The organism is Amycolatopsis sp. CB00013 (genome assembly GCF_001905755.1).
Classification (GTDB): Bacteria; Actinomycetota; Actinomycetes; order Mycobacteriales; family Pseudonocardiaceae; genus Amycolatopsis; species Amycolatopsis japonica.
Genome location: NZ_LIWC01000005.1, coordinates 572,175 through 589,143 on the forward strand (window position 1 = coordinate 572,175; position 16,969 = coordinate 589,143).

11 protein-coding genes are annotated in these 16,969 nt (G+C 67.3%); 6 read left to right on the forward strand and 5 right to left on the reverse strand.

Annotated features, from left to right (window positions below; genetic code table 11):
* Positions 1-4 precede the first annotated feature (4 nt).
* Positions 5-1,207 carry a cytochrome P450 gene (locus tag AMK34_RS32680; protein WP_073847909.1) on the reverse strand — a complete coding sequence of 401 codons (1,203 nt, stop codon included), beginning with the start codon at positions 1,205-1,207 and terminating at the stop codon, positions 5-7.
* Between the two features lie 183 nt (positions 1,208-1,390).
* Between AMK34_RS32680 and AMK34_RS32685 the strand changes: the two genes are divergently transcribed.
* Positions 1,391-2,311 (forward strand): MarR family transcriptional regulator, encoded by a 921-nt coding sequence (locus AMK34_RS32685; RefSeq protein WP_073847910.1) that lies wholly within the window; start codon positions 1,391-1,393, stop codon positions 2,309-2,311.
* Positions 2,312-2,495: 184 nt separating this feature from the next.
* Here AMK34_RS32685 and AMK34_RS32690 read toward each other — a convergent pair whose 3' ends face one another.
* The 4 genes from AMK34_RS32690 to AMK34_RS32705 form a co-directional block, all read right to left on the reverse strand.
* On the reverse strand, positions 2,496-3,719 hold the full coding sequence (locus AMK34_RS32690) for an HNH endonuclease signature motif containing protein (protein WP_073847911.1): 1,224 nt from the start codon (positions 3,717-3,719) through the stop codon (positions 2,496-2,498).
* 286 nt (positions 3,720-4,005) lie between these two features.
* Complete coding sequence (locus AMK34_RS32695; RefSeq protein WP_073847912.1) at positions 4,006-8,889, reverse strand: DNA repair ATPase; 4,884 nt, start codon at positions 8,887-8,889, stop codon at positions 4,006-4,008.
* Positions 8,886-10,832, reverse strand: coding sequence for a flotillin family protein (locus AMK34_RS32700; RefSeq protein ID WP_228694680.1), 1,947 nt, complete (start codon positions 10,830-10,832; stop codon positions 8,886-8,888). Before AMK34_RS32700 ends, AMK34_RS32695 begins: the two co-directional genes overlap by 4 nt.
* Before the next feature lie 80 nt (positions 10,833-10,912).
* Positions 10,913-11,497, reverse strand: coding sequence for a hypothetical protein (locus tag AMK34_RS32705; protein ID WP_037346159.1), 585 nt, complete (start codon positions 11,495-11,497; stop codon positions 10,913-10,915).
* 277 nt (positions 11,498-11,774) lie between these two features.
* Here AMK34_RS32705 and AMK34_RS32710 point away from each other — a divergent pair, with 277 nt between their 5' ends.
* Genes AMK34_RS32710 through AMK34_RS32730 form a run of 5 tightly spaced genes read left to right on the forward strand, consistent with a single transcriptional unit; the run spans position 11,775 to position 16,904 of the window.
* Complete coding sequence (locus tag AMK34_RS32710) at positions 11,775-12,212, forward strand: hypothetical protein (RefSeq protein WP_073847913.1); 438 nt, start codon at positions 11,775-11,777, stop codon at positions 12,210-12,212.
* Positions 12,213-12,235: 23 nt separating this feature from the next.
* A complete protein-coding gene (locus AMK34_RS32715; RefSeq protein WP_038518540.1) occupies positions 12,236-14,335 on the forward strand; it encodes a (Fe-S)-binding protein in 2,100 nt (699 codons plus the stop codon).
* Positions 14,336-14,383: 48 nt separating this feature from the next.
* Entirely contained in the window at positions 14,384-15,298 is a 915-nt protein-coding gene (locus tag AMK34_RS32720) for a metal ABC transporter substrate-binding protein (RefSeq protein ID WP_038518543.1), read from the forward strand.
* On the forward strand, positions 15,295-16,038 hold the full coding sequence (locus AMK34_RS32725) for a metal ABC transporter ATP-binding protein (RefSeq protein WP_038518545.1): 744 nt from the start codon (positions 15,295-15,297) through the stop codon (positions 16,036-16,038). The genes AMK34_RS32720 and AMK34_RS32725 overlap by 4 nt, the downstream gene beginning before the upstream one ends.
* Entirely contained in the window at positions 16,035-16,904 is an 870-nt protein-coding gene (locus tag AMK34_RS32730) for a metal ABC transporter permease (protein WP_037346150.1), read from the forward strand. The genes AMK34_RS32725 and AMK34_RS32730 overlap by 4 nt, the downstream gene beginning before the upstream one ends.
* Positions 16,905-16,969: the final 65 nt, after the last annotated feature.

Sequence of the window (16,969 nt, forward strand, 5' to 3'; positions counted from 1 at the left end):
GCGATCAGCTCCAGGCCACCGGGAGCGCGTACACCCCGTAGATGTCGGAGTCCGTCCGCATCGGGATCTCGTCGGCCGGAACGGCCAGGCGCAGCTTCGGGAACCGGGCGAGCAGCCCGGTGAAAGCGACCTTCATCTGCACACGCGCGAGCTGCTGGCCGAGGCACTGGTGCACCCCGTGCCCGAAAGAGGCGTGCCCGGCTGCGTTCCGCCGGACGTCGAGCCGGTCGGGTTCCGGGAACTTCAGCGGATCGCGGTTGGCGGCCTGGGCCGAAAGCGCGACCGCTTCCCCGGCTTTGACGAGCTGGCCCCCGATCTCGACGTCTTCGAGCGCGGTGCGTGCCCCGGTGTGCGCGATGGTCAGGTAGCGCAGCAGTTCCTCGATCGCGCCGTCGATGAGTTCCGGGTCCTCGCGCAAGGCCGCGAGCTGGTCAGGGTGCTGGAGAAGGGCGAAGGTGCCCAGCGCGAGCATGTTGGCCGTGGTGTCGAGTCCGGCTCCCAGCAAGAGGAACGCGATGCTGGTCAGCTCCTCGTCCGTGAGCTCCGTGGTCGTCAGCTCGCCGAGGATGTCATCGGTCGGCTCGGCCCGCTTCGCCACGATGAGCTTGTAGAGGTACTGCCCCAACGCGTCGATGGCGGCTCCCTGCTCCTCGGCCGAAGCGTCCGGCAGGTTCAGCGGCATGACGTTGCGGCGGAAGAACTCGTGGTCCTCGTAGGGAACGCCGAGCAGCTCGCAGATCATCAGCGCCGGAATGGGCTGCGCGAAGGCGGGCACCAGATCGGCCGTCGTTCCCTGGCGCTCCATCGCGTCGAGGTACTCGGTGGTCACCTGCTCGACCCGCTCGCTGAGCAGCCGCATCCGGCGGACGGTGAACTTGCCGGTGAGCAGCTTGCGGTAGCGGCCGTGTTCGGGATCGTCCATTTTGATGAACATCCCCGGCGCCGCGGGCGGCATCTCCATCATCGCGGCCGCTCCCGGCAGCGGCGAGTGCATCAGCTCCTGCCGAGCACTGAACCGGGGATCCGCGAGGACGGCCCGCGCGATCGTGTGGCCGGTCGCGAGCCAGCCTTCGTGCCCGTCGGGGAACGTCAGCCGGACCAGCGGATGCTCTTCACGCAGCGTCCCGAGCTCGGCGGGCGGGTCGAACGGGCAGCCCTTCGGGCGTTCCAGGGGAAGCTCGGTGAGATGTGGGACCGACGTGGTCATTTCTGTTCCTCCCAGTTTTTACCGATGCCCAAAGGCTACGTTGCATTCAGGTTTGCTTCAAAGCTACAGACTGGCATTTTTGCTGTTCTTGCTGGTAGATTTCCGTAAATCGTTGCAACGATCTTGTCGGTGAATGCAACGGCACGTTGCAATGATCTGCGGGTGAACGCACAGGAGGTGCCCATGCCGGGCGGCAGACTGACCCAGGAGGACCGTCGGCTGATCGCGACCTGGCTCAAGGACGGCCTCGGTTACGCCGAGATCGGCCGGCGGCTCGGGCGTCCGACGTCGACGATCAGCCGTGAGGTCGCGCGCAACAGCGGCCAAGCCGGCTACCGCGCCGAAGAAGCGACCAGGGTGACCGGAGAACGCGCGCGGCGCGGCAAACCCCAGCCGCGTGCTGTCCCCGTCGTCGAAAACGGCTACGGCCGCGACCCCGAAGCCGTCCGCGCCTTCGAAACCGAGTTCGCCGAAATGATCGTCGCGACCGGCCTCCCCCGCATGACCGCGCGACTGCTCGCGTGCCTGTCCGTCAGCGACAACGGCGTACTCAGCGCCGCCGAACTCGCCCAGCGCCTCCAGGTCAGCCCGGCGTCGATCTCGAACGCCGTCGCCTACCTCGAATCCCAGGCGATGCTCCGGCGGGAACGGGACGGACGGCGCGAGCGCTACGTCATCGACGAGGAAATGCCGCAACGGGTGTGGAACGAAAGCGTCCGGTCGAATCAGGAATGGGTGCGGGTCTCACGCCGGGGCGCCGAAGTCCTCGGCACCTCGACCCCCGCGGGCGCCCGCATGGACGACCTCTCCCGGTTTCACGCGCGTATCAACGAAATCATGCTCGACGACCGGGTCGCGGTGTTCGCCGGTGACGCCTTGACCGTACTCGCCGCCCTTCTGCATGCCGGCCGCGCGCTTTCCGTTTCGGCCCTCGCAGACGCGCTGGGATGGTCGCCTGATCGGGTTGCGGCGGCTTTGCTTGTGGTGGAGGAACATCCGCATATCGCCGGGCCGGTGCGGGTGGATTGTCGTGAGGGGGAGTATCGGGCGGTTCCTTTGGTGGAACGGCTTACGGTGGGGCAGTTGGCGGCTTTGGGGGGTTGAGGGTTGGGGTGTTGAGCTGTTGGCGATTGCCCCGTCGCCGCTTTCCGGCGACGCTTCGGACGGTGTGAGTTGACAGCTTCAGGCGAACGTCCAATCCTCTGCGCATGACCCGCTTGTTGCCGTTTTCTGGCGACGGGCCGGAACGCTGAAGTCCCAACCCCGTTGCCGTTTTCCGGCGACGGACTCAGAACGGCGGTGGCTCGTCGCTTCCCGGGCGGGGTTCGTGCAGCGGCGGTGGTGTGCTGTCGTAGCGCTGCCCAGTGGGTGTGGTGACCGTCAGAGTGCCATCGGAGGCGAGGTGGTAGGTCCAGCCGGGTTCGTCCTTCAACCGGTGATCTCGGCGGCAGAGATCGATGAGGTCGGTGTCGGCGGTGTGCCCGCCGTGCTGCCACGGCACCGCATGATCGATGTCGCACGCCTGCGCCGGGCGGTGGCAGCCGGGTCTTCGGCATTCACGGTCCCGCACTCGCACGAACTCGGCCAGACCAGCTGTCGGCCGGTAGCGGTCGCGGCCGAGATCGAGGATCTGGCCGGACAGCGGATCGGTGATGATCCGCCGCAACACACTGTTCCCACCCTCGGCGATCTCCCTGGCCAACGCGGCGGGGATCGTGCCATGCCCGGCCAGTTCCGCCGGATCCTCGTTCAGGCCGAGATAGGTGAACAAATCCATGTACAGGAACACTTCGCTACGTTCGCTCGCCCCGCCATGGCCGCCGAGCAGCAGATCGAGCGCGACGTCGGCGCGGAGCTGGTCGAGAGTGCGGGGTTCCTCCTTGGTCTTGAGGGCTCGCGCTTCGCGGTCGATCCGCTGATAAGCAGCGGCGACCTTCTCGACCGGCCCATCCTCGACCTCGATCGACGCCACCCCCGTTTCGCCCTGCCGCACCGTCAGACGACGACCCTCACGATGCTGCTCAGCCCGCTTGCCGGCACCCTCGGGATCGATCGTGTTCGCCGCGTGATTGGCCGCTTTCCGGACCTGATCCGGATTCTTGTCACCGATCCGATCCTCCAACAAGGCGTCCACCGCAAGAGCATCCTCGTCGGAGAGCCAGGCGGTGGCCGTGGCGACCTTCATCGCGCTGAACCCGGCGAGTTTCCCCTCGTCCATCAGATTCAACGTGCGGGGCAGCCGGGTGGTCAGCGCGTCAGCGGCGGCGACCATGGCGCCCGCGTGATTGTCCGTGACAGACAACGCGAACGCGACCTCCTGCGTCACACTCCGTGCGCCGTCACGATGCCGGTTCAGCTGCGCCAACGCCCGGAACCGCACCGCTTCCAAGCGTGCGATCCCGGCCGACGCGGCCTGCGCCAACGCGACGGAATCCTTGTCGTCCAACACATTTGCGGCATCGCTCACCGCAGCCAGCACCTCGGGATCGGTGAGGCTTTCCAAGAGCGCCACAGGCGCGGAATGAGTATCCACCCCACGAACCTACGACCCACCACCGACAATTCCCGGCCCCGCGAACGACAGAGGCATTGCCGATTTTCGGCAACGCACACGACATCAGTATCACCAGCAAGTAATATGAAACAAATTCCAGCAATGGAGAAAGACGCGTAGACGCCGTCGCCGTTTTTCGGCAACGAGCCTCCTCAGCGCGAGGACTGTCCACCATGGCAACAAAACCGGCGGCCCATCACCGTCTCCCGGCAATGGGCCGCCTCAGTCAAAACCCAAGAAAGCCCTACATCACATCCCGCACAACCATCCGCTCCGAAGCCCGCTCAATAGCCGCCTCCACCGCACCCACCCGATCGGCCAGCAGCCCCACAGCGCCGACAGCGCGGCTCATCGGGTCCTCATCGTCCCCGCCCAGCGCTTGCGCACGCAGGTAAGCCGCCTTCACATCCGCCCATCGCTGCGCCTGCGAGTCGCTCAGACGGCCGCGGAGTTCGGCCAGCTTCAACAGGTTGGCTTCGGCGCCCGAAGTGAGCGTCTGCGCTTCGCCGGCGTAGTGGTCGTCGATCAGCGCTTCCAGCTCCGCGTCGTTCATCGCGGGCACGATCCGGCCGGCGAGTTTGTTCATGTTGCGATACGAGCCTTGGAGCTGGAACGGCGGTTCGACCCGGGACGCGTCCGCTTGCGCCGCGGAGGCGATGTAGGCCTGGTTGTTCGTCAGGACGATCCGCTGCACCTTGATCAGTTTTCGCAGCACGGCGAGGATCTGCTCCAGTTCGGTCGCCGAGTACGCGTGTTTCAGCTGATCCGCCCGCACCGAGCCGTCGCCGCGGGCCAGGCGGACCAGAACGTCCACATCGGACCGTTCCCGCGAGACCAGCGGGGCCAGCACGGTGTTGGCAGTGAGCGAGTTTTCGATGTAGCTCAGCGCGAACAGGTCTTCCTTGCCCGACAACACATCGCCGAGGTTCCACACGTCCGCGCGGTTGGCGAGCATGTCCGGGATCCGGAACCGCTTGCCCTGCTCGGTGTACGGGTTACCGGCCATGCAGACGGCGAACCGCTTGCCCCGCAGGTCATACGTCCGCGTCCGGCCCTCCCACACACCTTCCATCCGCCGCTGCGCGTCGCACAGCGAGATGAACTTCTGCAACAGTTCCGGCGAAGTGTGCTGGATGTCGTCCAGATACAGCAGCACGTTGTTGCCCTGCTCCAGCGCGAACGAGATCTTCTCGACCTCTTGCCGCGCCGTCGCGTTGGGCGCGTCCGCCGGATCCACCGACGTGACCTCGTGCCCGAGCGCCGGCCCGTTCACCTTCACGAAAACCAGCCCGAGACGGCTCGCGACGTACTCCATGAGTGTCGTCTTGCCGTAGCCGGGCGGCGAGATGAGCAGCAGCAGACCGGACTGGTCGGTCCGCCGCGCGTCGCCCGTCGCGCCGAGCTGTTTCGCGAGGTTGTCGCCGATCAGCGGCAAATAGACCTCGTCGAGGAGCCTGTTGCGCACGAAGGCGCTCATCACCTTCGGCTTGTACTCGGCCAGCCGCAGCCTGTCGCGTTCGGCCGCCACCAGGTCGTTGCGCAACCGTTGGTACGCACGGAAACCGGGGACGCGATCGCGCCGGAATCGCCGAGTCCTGGCGAGTGTCTCATCGAGCCGCAGGGTCAGCGACCGGTTGACGATCCGCGGATGCGAGCCGAGCAGACCGTCCACAGTGGCCGAAAGTTCGGCCGAAGAGTCGTATCGCGGCAGGTCGGCCAGCTCGATCGCGACGGCCTCCGCGAGTTCGTCACGAGAAAGGCCAGCAGAGTCCACAAAGGACCGCAACCATGCCTCGGCGAGCTGATGACGATCCGCGAGACTTTCGAGCGCACGCAGATCTTCGGCGAAGCTCCGGCGGTCCAGCCGGAACTTGTCGAGCAGCGTCCGCGCGCCACCGCTGGTGACGAACCCCGGCGACGCGTCGGCCAGTTCCTCGAACAGGTACTCGCCGGCCAGTTCCAGATCCAGCGTCAGCCCCGAGGACGTCGCGAACGCGGCCATCGCGTCGGCGAGTTCCCGTGCCAGTGCGTCGATCGCCGTGGTGTGCCCGAACGCCTCCCGCACTCGCGAGAGCGACGCGGCACGCGTGGTCCAGGCGGACTTCGCCGCCTCTTCGGCGCCGAAAGCCCAGAACAGCTGGGCGGCGGCCCGGGCGGCGGGCGGATACCGCAGCAACCCGGCAGCGGACCGCAGGCGCACCAGCACCGCCAGGATGGCGGCGGCATCGTGGTCGTGCACGCCACGCGCGTAACCCTCGTCGTACCGATCCCCCGCCGCACGCCGGACGACCTCCAGCAGATCGCCGTCCTGCAAGTCCGGCTGCTCGGCCAGGATCGACGTCGCCAGGTACTCGGCGCGGTAGACCTCGGCCGACTCCGAGACCAGCAGCTGGTCCCAGTACGGCCGCGTCTCCTCGAACGCGGAATCCCGCACCGGCGAACGGTAATCGGTGCCGGTGATCGCGAACTTCATCCCGCCGTCGTGCGGCACCAGGGTGAGGTCGATGTCCTGGGTGTTGACCGCGAAGGTGTTGCGGCCCAGGCGGATCGTTTCGCCGCCCTCGCCGTAGAGGTCCAGCCTGTCACGCAGCGCGCGCCCGGCTTCCTGGCGCGCGGCCTTGACGCGGCCTTCGAGCTCTTCGGCGCGCACCTGATCGCCGAGTTCACGCAGTTCGGTGACGACGCTGCGCAGTTTTGCGACCATCGGGTCGGAGGCGAAGTAGGTGTTGATCTCGTCGACCGAACCGAGCGTTCCGACCCGCCGGGTCACGCTCGTGAGGATCCGCTCGGCCGAATCGACCAGCCGGTCCGCCCTGCGCGCCCGCTCGTCGAGCAGTGCCTGCTTGCGCGAGGAGAACGCCTCGTAGACATCGGTGCGCTTCTCGCCGAGCGACGCCAGGAAGTCGTCGAACTCCCCGAACCGCGATTCGAGGTTTTCCAGCTGCAGCAGCAATCTGCCGAGCTGCTCGTCGCAGCGGTCCGGCGTGTCCGCGACCGCGAGACCGCCGGTGATGGCCTGCGCGAGCAGCGCGAACTCGGCGGCGAACTCGGCCCGGCCCTCGGTCTCCAGCAGTTCCTTGCGGCGCGCGTCGAGGGTTGCGCGAGCCCGGTTGACCGCGCCGATGACCTCCCCGACGCGTTCGAGGATCTTCGTCCGCACCACGGCGTCCGCGATCTCCAGCCCGCCGACGACGTCGGTGAGGACTTCGAGCCCGCCGGACTGCTCGTCCAGCTGTTCGGCGACCGGGACCGCTTCGGCGACGGTCGAGATCGCGCCCGCCGCCTCGATGAGGCCGTCGACCTCGGCGTGATAGCTCGTGAACGCGTCCTCGCCCTGCAGGAACCGGACGGCCCGCTGCGCGGCCTCGCCGAATTCCGAGTCGAGATCGGCGATCAGCTTGTCGACCCGGTCGGTGTCGACGTACCGCAGCTCCCGCACGGTGACGAGATGCCCGCGCGCACGGTGCATCTCCGCGAGCCTGCGCACCCACGCGTCGGCCGCGTTCAGCGCCTCGCCGCGGACCTTGCGCACCAGCGACGCGGTCTCGGCGGCCGCTTCTTCGACGGCTTCGGCCGCCTGCGCGGTGAGCGAGGTGACCGTCTCGAATTCGTCGAGCACCTGCTCGGCGGTGACCCGGACGTCGGACAGCGGGGACCGCAGATCGCCGAGTTCGGCCTCACCGAGCCAGTGATAGTGGTCGAAGACCCGCGCGCACGCGGCGATCAGCGCCTCGAACACCGCCGCCGACGGCGCCATCTCGCCGACCATCCGGCCGATCGAGAGACAGTCGGAGATCCCGCGGACCAGATCGGCGTTGCCGACCCGCTCCAGCGGCCCCGTCCCGGCCGGCTGCGACGCGGCGTACGTATCCGATTGGAACGGCGTCCGCCACACCTGCATCGGGTGCACGCGGCTCGGCTCGTCGGACAGCGCGCGGAACAGCACCATCGTGCCGTCGTCGAACAGCGAATACCCGTGGCACGGGATCGGGTTCGAGACCTCTTTGCGGATCACGTTGTACGGCAGGAGCAGCGAGCGCCCGTCGGCCCGCGCGTGGAAGACGTAGAGCACGTCCTCCCCGTTGGGCGAACGGATCACGCGCTCGAATTCGAGACCGTCCACAGTGGTGTCGAACGTCTTGCTGACACCCGTGTCGAGGTAGTAGCCGCCGGGGAAGATGATCCCGTGGTCCTCGGGCAGCCGCTGGCACGCCTGCCCGATCCCGTCGAGGCGCACCACGTTCCGGGTGCGGGTGTTGAACACCAGGTACCGGTGCTCGGTCTCCTTGTACGGCAGCATCCGCAGCAGGATCAGCGGGCCGATCCTGGCGTAGGAGACCTCGGCGTCGGCCAGGCTCTGCAGTGGCTCGTCGACCGGTTCGGAGTAGACGCCTTCACCGGTCTCGGTGTTGTTCTCGACCTTGATCGTCAGGTTGCCGCCGACGGTCTCGACGAACACCTCGCCCTCGATCGAGATATGCGGATGCCGCCCGAGGACGTGCTGCTCGCGGCCGGTCTCGACCCATTCGAAGTCGTGCGACGGCGGGAAGACGTGGTCGCGTTCGCCTCGGCTGTCCACATAGGACACCTTGCCGTCGGCGGCCACGCCCCAGCGCAGCACGCGGATGTCCTCGGTCCGCGGGCCGATCTGGAACACCGCGAGCAGTTTGCCCTCGACCCGCCGCAGCTGCAGCAGTTTCGCCTGCCGGTAGTACCGGTACAGCTCGGCGAAATCGCGGACGAACTGCTCGTCGCGCAACAGCTCCGGCAGCTCCTCGGCAGGCACGTCGTCGAAGCGGAACGCCTCGTCGTCATGGCTGAAACCGTGCAGCGAGAAGACGTCGTCGACCGTCGTCTCCGGCTTGAGGCCGATGAAGACGTTGTAGCCGAACAACATCCGCCCGCCGACCGACACGACGTCGCGCGGTACGCAGTTGTTCGCGGTGCGGATCCGCTCCGTGCCGATCAGCGCGAGCTGCGCGCTGCCGAAGACGCCGAGCCGCGCGGTGTTGAGCTCGTCCGCGCGTTTCGCCAGTTCGGCGGCCTGTGCGGCGAGCCGGGCGCGGAGCACCTCGTAGGTGCCCGCGTCCAGCTGCTCCGTTCCTGCCGCCGGTTCGGTCGCCGTCACTGCTTCGCGGGGGCGAGAGCGGCGACGGACTTGTCAGCGAGGCCGAGCCGCTGCGCCATGGCCAGCAGTTCCTGCACCTTGCCGCTGTCCGGGCCGCCCGCCTGCAGCTGCTTGGCCAGGAAGGCCGACAGCGTCAGGTTCTTCACGTCCTCCGTGCTCACCGAGCCGACCAGTTTGGTCAGGTCGTCGGTGAAGCTGCCCGTCCCGTCGAGCCACGACTTCCCGAGCGTCTGGACGACGTCCGAGTGCTCGACGAAACCGTCCACGCTCTTGCCGAGGCCGATCGAGCCGATCACCTTCTCGAAGAACATGGTCTCCCCGCCGACGATGTCGATGTCGGCCTTCTCCAGCCCGATGCCCAGCACCGTGGCCTGCGCCTCGGCGACCTCGCGCTGCACGTTGAGCGCGGCGAGCCGGATCTCCTTCTCGGCCTCCAGGCGCAGGCGGTACTCCTCGTGCTGGCGGCTGGCGGAGTCGAGCGCGGCCATCGCGGCGGCCTTCTCGGTGAGACCTTCGGCCTCGCCCTTGAGCTTGTCGCGCATCGCGTCGGCGAGCACGATCGCCTTCTCGCGTTCGACGATGGCCTCGGCGCGGCCGACCTTCTCCAGCGCGTCGGCGTCGCGTTCCTTGACCTGCGCCGCGGCCAGGCCGACGGCGGCCTCCTCGGCCTGGATGCCTTCGGCCAGGCGGATCTTCGCCCTGGTCTCCAGCTCGGCGGCCTGCTGACGCGCCTCAGCCAGCGTCAGCTCCTCGCGGGCCTTGTGCTTCGACGCGGCCTCGGCGGCTTCCGCGGCCTTGATGTCCTTGACGAGGTTCTCCTGCGCCTCCGCCTCGGCCCGGATGATGATGGCCTCGCGCTGACGCTGCGCCTCTTCGACGACGCGGAGCTTCTTGATGTTCTCTTCCTGCTCCGCCACGGTCTTCTCGACCGCGATGCGCTCGCGGATCACCTCGGCGATGGACCGCTTCTCGGTCTCGACTTCCTTGTCCTTGGCGATCCGGGACAGCTCGGTCTCGCGTTCGCGGCCGATGACCTCGAGCAGCCTGTCCTTCTCGATGCGCTCGCTCTCGATGGCGATCACGCGTTCGCGGTTCTTGCCCGCGACCTCGATCTCACGCTGCTGGTTCTGGTGCTGGATGCCGAGCTGCTCGTCCGTGCGCAGTCCGGCGGCCTGCGACTTGAGCCGCTCCTCCGCCTGCACCTTGGCGATCTCGGCCTCTTCGCGGGCGCGCATGGTCTCGACCTCGCGGCGCTGCTTGATCTCCGCGTCGGCCTGCCGCCGCTCCAGTTCGAGGATCGCCTCCTTGGCGTCCACGTTCTGGCGGGTGATCTCTTTCTCCTCGCTGCGGCGGAACTCGTTGGTGCGCACGTGCTCGATCGCGGTCAGCTCGGTGATCTTGCGGATACCCTGCGCGTCGAGGATGTTCGCGGAGTCGAGCTGCGCCATCGGCGTCTGCTCGAGGTAGTCGATGGCCGCGTCCTCCAGGCTGTACCCGTTGAGGTCGGTGCCGATGACGCGGATGATCTGATCGCGGAATTCGTGGCGTTTGGTGTAGAGATCCACGAAGTCCAGCTGCTTGCCGACGGTTTTCAACGCCTCGGAGAACTTGGCGTTGAACAGCTCCTGCAGGGTCGCCTCGTGGCTCGCGCGTTCGGTGCCGATGGCCTGCGCGACCTTGATCACGTCCTCGACGGTCTTGTTGACCCGCACGAAGAACGAGATCCGGATGTCGGCGCGGATGTTGTCCCGGCAGATCAGGCCCTCACGGCCGGTCCGGGTGATCTCCATGGCCTTGACCGAGGTGTCCATGATCTCGGCCTTGTGCAGTACAGGCAGGACGATCGCGCCGGTGAACGTCACGTCGACGCGGCGGACCTTCGAGATGATCAGTGCCTTACCCTGCGGCACCTTCTTGAACAACCTGGTGATCGTGAAGAGCAAGACCAGGAGGATGACAACTACCACGGCGATCAGAACGCCGGCCCCCACGCTGATGGCACCCATAGTGTTCCTTTTCTGCTTCAGATGTCCAAAGACTCGACCCAGAAGAACTCGCGTTCGGAGTCGTAGTCATAGAGAACTACGCGGCTGCCCGCCGTCAGGTTGCCTTGACCCGCCTGCCGAACGTCCACAATGGCCGTCGACCCGTCGGCGGCGGCGACTTCGGCCTGACCGAAGTCGTGCGTGACCGACGAGGTGCGAATGACCGCCGCCCTGCCGACGAAGTCCTTCCTGCTCGGTTCCCTCGCGGGACCGAACACCCGGCGTAGTGGCACCACGATCACCCTCGTCCCGAGTGTGCCGAGGACGAGCGCGACGGCGAGCACGCCGACCCCGAACCCGATCCTCGATGGTGTCGAAAGCTCAAGGTCATCGAGAAGAACCGTCCCTGCCAGGCTGGCGAACCAGGTGAATGCGATCAGCAAAGAGAGCGAAATGGACAGTGGGACGCCGCCGAAGCCCGCCAAGAGCCCGTCGCCGCCGTCGAAGTCGTCGACATCGACCGCGCCGAGCAGTGCCAGCAGCCAGTAGCCGATCACCACGATCAGCAGGAAGCTGAAGAGCACGGCCGGGAACCCCAGAGCCGCGGTGACGAACCCGCCCATCGCCGTCGTTCCCTCCCCCATTACCCCGGGTCAGGACTATAACCAGCGCGTGACGCCGGGCGGGCCGTTTTCGGCTACGACTGGGTCACGGTGTGCGGAAGCGTGCGCGATCCCTCCCCGCATTTAGTCCTCTGAATGCGATCTGGCCTGGGAGCGGAGCGTTACGCCGACCGGCCGCCCGGAAGCCATCCGGTTGGCCCTGTCGCACCATCGGGACGAGCCCTACTCTCCAGTATTGAGAGTGACACAGGACACACCACGGTCTTGGGAGGCTCCATTGGGTTGGCACGTTCGCGAGACGATCGACGAGGATCAGCGCGAACGGCGGATCCGCCACGTCACCCGGTGCCTGAGTTGCACGCTCACCTGCGTCCACTGTGGACTCCCCGCGAGATTCTCCGTGTCCGCCGGACATCCCGGCCTCGGCGTCGTCGAACACCTCCCCGGCGTGACCTCCCCCGGTCTCCCCGATCTCGCACTGCTGCACCGATTCTGCCGGGACAACCTCGCCGCGGAGCCGGGGATCGCGCTCAGGCGTGCCTATCTCGGCCTGGCGACCGAACTCTTCGAAACGGGACGGCGGATCCGCCGTCACCGCAGGCTCGGCGTGCATCCGCCACGACCGGGCCATCTGGAGGCCTACCGAAAACGGTGGCGAGTGGCCAAAATGCGGTACGCCTGCAAGGCGTGCCGGTACTACACCGGCTCTCACTGAGCCGATTCTCCCCCGGAGGACTCGTGCTCGTTCGTCTCATCCTCGGTCTGCTCATCACCGTCGCCGGCCTCGCCTTCGCCGCCCGTCGCGCCGCCTGGCTCGCCAAACTGATCCGTTCCGGCCAGCCGGACGAGAAACGCTCCGACGTCATGGCCGTCCGCGCGAAAACGCATCTGGCCGAGGTCTTCGGACAGCGCAAACTGCTCAAATGGTCCGTCCCCGGGCTCGCGCATCTGTTCACGTTCTGGGGTTTCGTGATCCTCGGTTCGGTCTACGTCGAGGCGTACGGCGCCCTGTTCGACCACGACTTCCACATCCCGCTCATCGGGCACTGGGCGGTCCTGGGTTTCCTGCAGGATTTCATCGCGGTCGCGGTACTCGTCTCGCTCGCGGTCTTCGCGGTCATCCGGATCCGCCAAGCACCCGAACGAAAGGAGCGCGCGTCGCGGTTCTTCGGCTCGCACACCGGCGGCGCCTGGCTGATCCTGTTCATGATCTTCAACGTGATCTGGACGATGTTCCTCTTCCGCGGCGCTTCGGCGGCGGTCGGCGTCTTCCCGTACGAGTCGGGCGCGTGGGTCTCCCTCGGCGTCGGCGAACTCCTGGAGCCGCTGGGGACGTCGGTCACCGAACCACTGGAGACCGTCGGGCTGCTGCTGCACATCGGCGTGATGCTGGCGTTCCTGTCGATCGTGCTCTACTCCAAGCACCTGCACATCTTCCTGGCGCCGGTCAACGTCACCGCGAAACGGCTCCCGGACGCGCTCGGCCCGCTGCTGCCGATGGAATCCGGCGGCAAGCCGATCGACTTCGAGGATCCGGGCGAGGACGACACGTTCGGCCGCGGCAAGATCGAGGACTTCACCTGGAAGGGCATGCTCGATTTCGCCACGTGCACCGAATGCGGCCGCTGCCAGTCGCAGTGCCCGGCGTGGAACACCGGCAAACCGTTGTCCCCCAAGCTGTTGATCATGGACCTGCGGGACCATCTCTTCGAGAAGGCGCCGTACATCCTGGACGGGAAGGAAGCTCCCGAAGAGCGTCCGCTGGTCGGCACCAAGGAGGACTTCGGCGTCATCGACCCGGACGTCCTCTGGTCGTGCACCACCTGCGGCGCCTGTGTCGAGCAGTGCCCGGTCGACATCGAGCACGTGGACCACGTCGTGGACATGCGCCGCTACCAGGTGATGATCGAGTCGGCCTTCCCGAGCGAGCTCGGCGTGCTGTTCAAGAACCTCGAGACCAAGGGGAATCCCTGGGGCCAGAACAACTCCGACCGGCTCGCCTGGACGAAGGACCTCGGCTTCGAGGTGCCGATCTTCGACGGTGAGCTCGCCGACGACGTCGAGTACGTCTACTGGGTCGGGTGCGCGGGCGCGTTCGACGACAACGCCCGCAAGACCGTCCGCGCCACGGCGGAACTCCTGCATCTCGCCGGGGTGAAGTACACGATCCTCGGCACCGACGAATCGTGCACCGGCGACCCGGCGCGCCGCTCCGGCAACGAATTCCTCTTCCAGATGCTCGCGCAGCAGACCGTCGAGACGCTGAACGCGGTGTTCGAGGGCCGCGAACCGGGGACGCGCAAGATCGTCACCACCTGCCCGCACTGTCTCAACACCCTCGGCCGCGAGTACCCGCAACTGGACGGGCACTACGAGGTTCTGCACCACACGCAACTACTGAACCGGCTCGTCCGCGCGGGCAAGCTGACGCCGGTCAAACCGGTCGACGCCGGCCCGGTGACCTACCACGACCCGTGCTACCTCGGCCGCCACAACAAGGTCTACGAGCCGCCGCGCGAACTCGTCGGCGCGACCGGCGCGACGCTCAGCGAGATGCCCCGGCACGCGGACCGCTCGCTGTGCTGCGGCGCCGGGGGCGCGCGGATGTGGATGGAGGAGCAGATCGGCAAGCGCATCAACCTCGAACGCGTCGACGAAGCGCTCGGCACCGACGCCGAAACGATTGTCACCGGCTGCCCGTTCTGCCGCGTGATGCTGAACGACGGTCTCGTGCAGCGGCAGAGCGAAAAGCGTGGCGAGAACGTCACTGTGCGCGACGTTTCCCAGCTACTGCTGGAGTCCGTACGGGAACGGGACCGGACCGCCACCGAGATTTAAGGCACACGTGAGTTGGAAGTTCGGCATACCGAACTCTAGACTCACGGGATGGCGAATCTGCGCAAGACCGTGTGCGCGCTGGCGGCGTCCGCACTCGTCCTGTCCGCATGCGGCGGACCCGCCGGCGGCACGGACGACAAGCGGCCCGTGGTGCTGACGACGTTCACGGTCCTGGCGGACATCGCCTCGAACGTCGCGGGCGACAAGCTCCGCGTCGAGTCGATCACCAAACCCGGCGCGGAGATCCACGGCTACGAGCCCACGCCGGACGACATCAAGAAGGCCGCGAAGGCCGACTTGATCCTCGACAACGGACTGAACCTGGAGGCGTGGTTCGCCCGGTTCGTCAAGGAGAGCGACGCGCCGCACAAGGTGGTCAGCGAAGGTGTCCAGCCCATCGCCATCGGCGAGGACGCCTATCAGGGCAAGCCGAACCCGCACGCGTGGATGTCCCCGAAAAATGTGGGTATCTACGTGGACAACATGGTGAAGGCGTTCAGCGAGCTCTCCTCCGGCGACGCCGCCGTGTTCAAGGCCAACGGCGACGCCTACAAGGCGAAATTGCAAGGGGTGCAGGACGAGATGACGAACGCGCTGAGCGCCCTGCCGAAGAACGAGCGCGCGCTGGTCACCTGCGAAGGCGCCTTTTCCTATCTGGCGCGCGACACCGGGCTCACCGAGCGGTACATCTGGGCGGTCAACGCCGAACAGCAGGCGACCCCGCAGCAGATCACCCGCGCGATCGGGTTCGTCAAGGAGAACAAGGTCCCCGCGGTGTTCTGCGAGTCGACCGTCTCCGACGCCCCGATGCGGCAGGTCGTCTCGGCGACCGGTGCCGCGTTCGGCGGCGTGCTCTTCGTCGATTCGCTGTCCGGGCCGGAAGGTCCCGTGCCGACGTACCTCGACCTCATCCGCCACGACTCGAAGACGATCGTCGCCGCGCTCACCGGGGCGAAGCCGTGACGGCCGCGATCCGCGTCGAAGGCGTCACCGTCCACTATGGCGACGTCCTCGCGCTCGACGGTGTCGACGTCACGCTCGATCACGGTCGCGTGTGCGGACTGGTCGGGATGAACGGCTCCGGCAAGTCGACGCTGTTCAAGACGATCATGGGCATGGTCCGGCCGGACACCGGCACGGTGTCGATCGACGGCGGCACCCCCGCCCGCGCCCGCAAGACCGGCGTGATCGGCTATGTACCGCAGAGCGAGGACGTCGACTGGTCGTTCCCGCTGTCCGTGCGGGACGTCGTGATGACCGGCCGCTACGGGCGGCTCGGCTTCACGCGCCGCCCGCGCCGCGCCGACCACGAAGCCGTCGACCACGCGCTGGAACGGGTCGAGCTGACCGAACTCGCCGGACGCCAGATCGGTCAGTTGTCCGGCGGGCAGCGCAAACGTGCGTTCGTCGCGCGCGGGATCGCCCAGGGCGCCCGCGTCCTGCTGCTGGACGAGCCGTTCGCCGGGGTGGACAAGCGCTCCGAGGCCACGATCACCCGGCTGCTCAAGGAACTCGCGGCCGACGGCGCCGCGGTCCTGATCTCCACCCACGATCTGCACGCGCTGCCCGGCCTGGCCGACGAGGCGATCCTGCTGATGCGCAAGGTGCTCGCGCACGGCTCCCCCGGCGAGGTGCTCCGGCCCGAGAATCTCGCGCTCGCCTTCGGACTCGATGTCCTGCAACGGGAAGAAGAACCCGCGTGAGCCTCTACGACCTGTTCCTCGAACCGCTCAGCTACGACTTCATGGTGCGGGCGCTGGCGTCCACGGTGATCGCGTCCGCGGTCTGCGCGGTGCTCTCCTGCTGGCTGGTGCTGATCGGCTGGTCGCTGATGGGCGACGCGGTCTCGCACGCGGTGCTGCCCGGTGTCGTGCTCGCCTACGTCCTCGGCGCGCCCTTCGCGCTGGGCGCCGTCGTGTTCGGCTTCCTCGCCGTGGCGTTGATCGGCGTCGTCCGGGACACCAGCCGGGTCAAGGAGGACGCCGCGATCGGCATCGTGTTCACCACGTTGTTCGCGCTCGGCCTCGTGCTGATCTCGGTGACGCCGAGCCAGACCGACCTGAACCACATCATCTTCGGCAACCTGCTCGGCGTCGACACCTCGGATCTGATCCAGATCGGCGTCCTCGGCGCGATCACGCTCACCCTGCTCGTGCTCAAACGCCGCGATTTCACCTTGTACGCCTTCGATCCCACGCACGCGCACGCGATCGGGCTCAACCCGCGGGTGCTCGGCGCCGCGCTGCTCGGCCTGCTCGCGCTGACCGCGGTGGTGGCGCTGCAGGTGGTCGGCGTGATCCTGGTGGTGGCGATGCTGATCATCCCCGGCGCGACGGCGTACCTGCTGACCGACCGGTTCGGCCGCATGCTCGTGATCGCGCCGTCGTTCTCGGTGCTCGCGGCGGTGGCCGGGCTGTACCTGAGCTACCACCTCGACACCGCGTCCGGCGGGATGATCGTGCTGGTGCAGGGCGCCGGGTTCACGCTGGTGTACCTGTTCGGGCCGCGGCACGGGATCGTCGGGAAGCGGCTGGCCAAGCGGCGGCGGGAAACGGCACGGGCAGCGTAACCGGACAATCACCCCGCGCTCTGTGTCTCTCGTGACATGGGTCCGAGCCTCGCCTTAGGTTAGGC